Genomic DNA, 5,128 nt, shown 5'->3' with positions numbered 1-5,128 from the left:
GCCCCTGTCAACGCTGATGTGCACGTCGCCGCTACTGCTGCGGGCGGTACAGAAACGCGGGCGGCGCTGGTGAACGCTGCTGAGGCTGGTGCGTGCATTCCGAGCGCCAGACCAGGGGCTACGAGCCTCGCTTAGGTCTTCGAGCCACGAGTCGGAAGCCAGTTAGGATCAGGTGTGAGCGAAGCGGGGCATCACTCGCTAACTAACCTTGCCAGCCCGAAGCCATGACGGCCAAAATCGTTTCCGTTATATAAGAGAAAATAATCACTTTGACATTTAAAAACGTTGGGATAACACATCATCTCGCAGTCCCATCCGTCAGCCGAAAGCTCGATACCAGCGTCGGCATCGTTCCGCTCCCAGGTCAATAGGTCTTCTGAATGGGCATAACCTAACCGGTATCCCTTATCTTGTTGGTCTCTGAACCCGACCATGTGTCGAAAGCAAAAATACATATGATAGCGCCGTCCGATCTGCATTACGGTAGGAAGCGCTTGGCACTCGTTTTCATCGATTACATCCGCAACAATTTGCCTATTGTCCTTAACCCAGTTAATACCATCTTTGGAAACCGCATGACCGATCTTGTAAACGCGCTCAGGAGCACAGCCCTCCGAAGCTTCGCTCCATTTTTTGCCGTACAGATAAAACATGTGAAACTCTCGCCCAAAAATACGAACAAATGGATCGCCCACGAGAAACGGCTCATACGTCGTTGCACTGAGCACAGGACCGCTCCCGAACTTTTTGAATGTCGTGCCCCCGTTTGAACTGATGACTAGACCGGCCCCTGTTTCCACCGCAACCGACCGTCTGCGTGCGATACCGTTGGTGTAGCCGTAAACTTTGTCACCCACGGGCAACGGACTCAACGGAAATATGCCATGCTCGTCGAAGGTACCAAGTTCGCCGAGCGGAACGACCACATGGTTCGAGTAACCGATAATATTCCGAAAACCGAAGTCATAGTCTACATACTGAACCTGACTAAGGAACTGCCCAGGCACATCACTAATGCGAGTTGAGAAATATATCCGGACTCGATCAGCCAAGACGAGCGCTTGCGGCGACTGCGCATGGCTGGCAAAAGTACGCTCGAAAGGAGATTGGCTGAACTCGAATATCTGGCCGAGCTTTTCCCACTGCATTACGTCAGTTCGCCTTTCAACTCCGCAAGGCCAAACCCGTATCGGCCGACGGAATTGCCCAGATACAACATGTAGGTTGTGCCATCTAAAACAAAAATGTGTGGATATGCGACCATCTCATTGTCGAAAGAATCGACCTCCGCCGAGACTGCGATACCCGCCTTTGAGTCGTCTCGCACCCAATGAACCAGATCACGAGAACTGGCATATCCGACGCGGCGATTCCTCGTGTCCCTGAAATTCTTTGGGATCCATCCGCAAAAAAACATGTGGTAGTTGCCGTTCGCGTATATCACGTCCGGACTTGCTTGGGACTCGTGCTCGTCCCAGAAATTAGAAATAATGTCTCGATTGTGCCGCTCCCAACTCAGCCCATCGTCCGACACGGCAACGCGAATACGGTGTGAAATCTCCGGACGGTCCTCAATTCTCAGCCATGCGTTACCGGCAACGTAAAAGAGATAAAACTTACTGTTGAATCTCCTGATCTTTGGGCCGCTGATAGTAAACGGTTCGTCGGGGGTGTATGGGAGGATCGGGCCATCGCCGAGCCGCTCGAAAGTTTTGCCGCCATCGGCACTTTTCGCTAAGCCGATACCAACGTTGAAAGGTACCGAAACAGTCCGAGTCCATCCGGCATAATAGCACCACATTTCATCTCCCATTCGAATGACCGACGTGGGATAGGTACCAAATTCATCGAAGCATCCCTTCTTGCCAAGCGACATGATCGGCTGCTCTGCCAAATTCACAATATTGAACAAGTTTTTCCGGTCCAGATCCACGAATGCCGTATAGCTGACAAATTGGCCATCCTGGTCCCGCGGCGGGCGGCATGAAAAATATACCCTCACGAAGTCATCGAATATGATTGTGCTGGGCGCCTGAGCATATTCGTGGAGCCATGGCCGACTCGCATCTCTGTAGTCGCGAGGGTCGAACACCCTGCCTAATTTCTTCCACTCAGCCATCGCCGTGTTCCTTGCCCGTACTGGCATACCATCCGTTATCTTTTGCACCAAACGCTAAACGCTCATAATAATATCCGCTGAAGCCAGCCTGTTCCATCAAGTCACCGACCGCTCGGTAATCATATACGACCCGATAGATTTCGAAGCTTGATCCGTCCCATGTCGCGAACGCCGCTCGATTATCCCCATCGCGCGGTTGGCCGACGGAACCCGGGTTACAATAAACCTTCGCACCGTAATCATCTATCCGCGGCAGATGCGTATGTCCGGATGCGAAGTATTTGCCACCTATTCTTTCAAAATACTCTTTGGTTGGTTCGCGCAGATACTCGTCGATCGGATTTATCCACCCGCCATGGACCATCTTGAGATCACGGTATTCACGATGAACTGGCAACGACTTTAACCAATCATAATTTTCGTCATTGATAACTTTTTTCTGATATTCGATCGTGTCATTGACGGTCTGCGATCTATCACAGAAACTGTCGGCTAACATATACCAATCGTGATTCCCCATCACGCAGAGCGCATCACGTTTTCGCAGTTCGCTACATACCTCGTTTACTTGCGGATAGTATCCGACCATATCACCGAGGCAGCATAACTCCTTGATACCCATCTCGTCGATTGTATTTAGAACTCGTTCAAGCGCAACGTAGTTGCCGTGAATATCAGATATTATTGCAATCATAAAAAATATGATCCTCCGTGTAGCGCACCGCATAACCACATCGTATGGCCGGCTGGTTGGGCACGGCACCGCATAGGTGATATTGGACTGCCATACTACATTCGTTGTAACCAAAGGCGGTTCGTATTGAGGTGGCAGAAGAAATGCGCGGGTTGATCTCAAGCAGTTTTAACTCGTCGTTGTGCAGTCTGAACTGGAAGTTCGTCGGGCCTTCTGGCTTCAGGAGTGCCGAAAGCTCTTTGATCGCTTCCTCGGCATGTACAGGCATCTCCACGAAAGCCTTGTCAGTAAACCCTTCTTTGGCCAGTTTTCGCCGCAATCCTATGAGGCAGCACAGCTTGCTATCTCTGTCGAAGAACCCTGATACGGTATATTCTGCGTCGTCATTGCCAATGAGTGGCTGAGCCATGAGAACTTCACCGACATCTGCTTTGTATTTATCGAACAGCTCTTTTGACTCAACGACGACGATTCCCTTGGACGCAAATCCGCGGCGTGGCTTGAGCAAAAATGGCAGTCCGTATGCAGACTCTAATTCGGCAAATGTGCCGTCCAACCGTGATTCGATCGAATATTTCGACGCGTCTCGATGAAGCTCTTGATAAAACAGCCACTTATCAGCGCATAGATCAATCAGAGCCGAGTTGTTGAGGAGCGGTTTGGTCCCGGTCGATTCAAGCTGGTCTCGGTACCTATTCCACTTCAGCACATCGTCATTAATACCGGGGATTATCATGTCAACTTTATGTTTGACAATCACGTTACATAACCAGTCGACGTATGCCGGGTCGGTCGTATACGGTGCAAGCTCAAAGGTATCGCAAAACGCTGGCGCGACAGAGTCGGCGTAGACGCTCGTCCCAATTAAGTTGTAGGTGTCGTCAGCAGCGCGTAAAGACTTCAGAGCGCCATAACCGACTATTCCGGATGCTCCGGAAACGAGTATAGTCTTTGTCATACAGCCTCTTTATGGATTTGCTGTCTGATCCGTTCGATTCCAACTTCTAAAGTAATACCCGGCCGAAAGTCTATAATATCGTACAGCGGCATATCCTGAGTCGTCGCATCGCTCGCAGGTTCGGGTTTCTCGGTAAGCTTTATGATCCTGCCGCCCCGGCCGAAGACCCTCTGTGCCGATTCGGCGATCTGTGAGTATGTGGTATTCGCCGGATTAGCGCATGCATAGATGCCCGTCGCTCGGCTGTCGATAATCCGATCGATTATTTCACTCACGTCACTCGCATGTATATAATTTCGCCGCGCTTCACCCGACCCATATAACGAGATATCTTCGCCCCGGCTAGCAACGTCAACTATTTGATAGAAAAAAGGCTGGCCTCGTGCGAACTCGTGATTATCGCCATATATCCGGGATGGCCGCAAGATTGTCAGCGGTAGGTCATGCCGGCGACAGTAGTGTGTTGCCAGTTCGTCAGCGTGCCGTTTCGTAAGTGCGTACAGTGAAAAATTCGGATCATCTTCGTCGAGGACAGCAAAGATCGTAGATATATTGATGACATGCGCTACATCTGCCTTGTTGGCGGCTTGGCATATCCGCAGAACACCGCCGACATTCGTGTCGATAACGGTGTTTAACTGATCGTCGCTAAAGCTCCCGAAGCTTGCCACAAAATTTATTACGATATCGATATTGTCGGGTACAACCACGTTGTCGGTAACGTCACAATAAATGTCACACTGAGACCTGCCAGCGGTGATAATTGTGTTCTTCGTAGCAAGTATCGGCAATACCGCGCGTGCCAGCGCTGAGCATGCACCTATTGCGAATATCCTGATAGTCATCACTTGAATCATACTACTGAAAGAACTGGCTCTTCCGATTTTAGAGTGCATTGATTCGCTGGGACAAGTTGCCGCAGTGCAGTAGTGAGCGCAGTCGGTAGTGGGTGAGATTTCTGAATCCGAGGGCGTTGCGGCGTAGGGCTTCGAGACGTCCGTTGATGGCTTCTGTGGGGCCGTTGGAGGCGTGGTGGTCGAAGTAGGCCAGCACGTCGGCGCGGCGACGCCATAGTGTGTGGCCGAGTTGGGCAAGTTCTTCGAGTGCGTCGGGGACGCCGCGGCGCAGTGTGTTGATGATCGCGGTCATCATGGTCTTGCCGCGGCGCCGGTCGGGGCGGGCATAGGCGGCGATCATGCGTTGGTAAAAGCCCCAGCAGATCTCGACGGCGATGTGGGCCTCGTCGGCGAAAACGGTTTCCAGGCGCGCCTTTTGGCGGGTGCTGAGCAGGGGCAGTCGAGTGCGTAAAGTACGCCGAACTCCGTAGAGTGGATCGCCGGTGCGGCCGCGATGGCCG

Annotated in this window: 6 protein-coding genes; all 6 read right to left on the bottom strand. The window is 51.7% G+C overall.

Features of this window, described 5'->3' with window-relative positions:
• Window positions 1–191: 191 nt before the first annotated feature.
• Entirely contained in the window at window positions 192–1,148 is a 957-nt protein-coding gene (locus tag ACX9NE_RS29045; RefSeq protein ID WP_459365225.1) for a glycoside hydrolase family protein, read from the bottom strand.
• Window positions 1,148–2,119 carry a glycosylase gene (locus ACX9NE_RS29040; RefSeq protein WP_459365224.1) on the bottom strand — a complete coding sequence of 324 codons (972 nt, stop codon included), beginning with the start codon at window positions 2,117–2,119 and terminating at the stop codon, window positions 1,148–1,150. Before ACX9NE_RS29040 ends, ACX9NE_RS29045 begins: the two co-directional genes overlap by 1 nt.
• The gene (locus ACX9NE_RS29035; protein WP_459365223.1) at window positions 2,112–2,813 is read right to left on the bottom strand and encodes a metallophosphoesterase family protein; all 702 of its coding nucleotides are present in this window, start codon (window positions 2,811–2,813) and stop codon (window positions 2,112–2,114) included. The genes ACX9NE_RS29040 and ACX9NE_RS29035 overlap by 8 nt, the downstream gene beginning before the upstream one ends.
• A complete protein-coding gene (locus ACX9NE_RS29030; RefSeq protein WP_459365222.1) occupies window positions 2,794–3,771 on the bottom strand; it encodes an ATP-grasp domain-containing protein in 978 nt (325 codons plus the stop codon). Before ACX9NE_RS29030 ends, ACX9NE_RS29035 begins: the two co-directional genes overlap by 20 nt.
• Complete coding sequence (locus ACX9NE_RS29025) at window positions 3,768–4,616, bottom strand: NAD-dependent epimerase/dehydratase family protein (protein ID WP_459365221.1); 849 nt, start codon at window positions 4,614–4,616, stop codon at window positions 3,768–3,770. The genes ACX9NE_RS29030 and ACX9NE_RS29025 overlap by 4 nt, the downstream gene beginning before the upstream one ends.
• Window positions 4,617–4,656: 40 nt before the next feature.
• The coding region (locus ACX9NE_RS29020; protein WP_459365220.1) for a transposase at window positions 4,657–5,128 on the bottom strand (472 nt) is incomplete at its 5' end.

The sequence above is a fragment of the Mycobacterium sp. ML4 genome, assembly GCF_054515735.1.
This window is presented reverse-complemented; position numbering and strand designations above follow the sequence as displayed.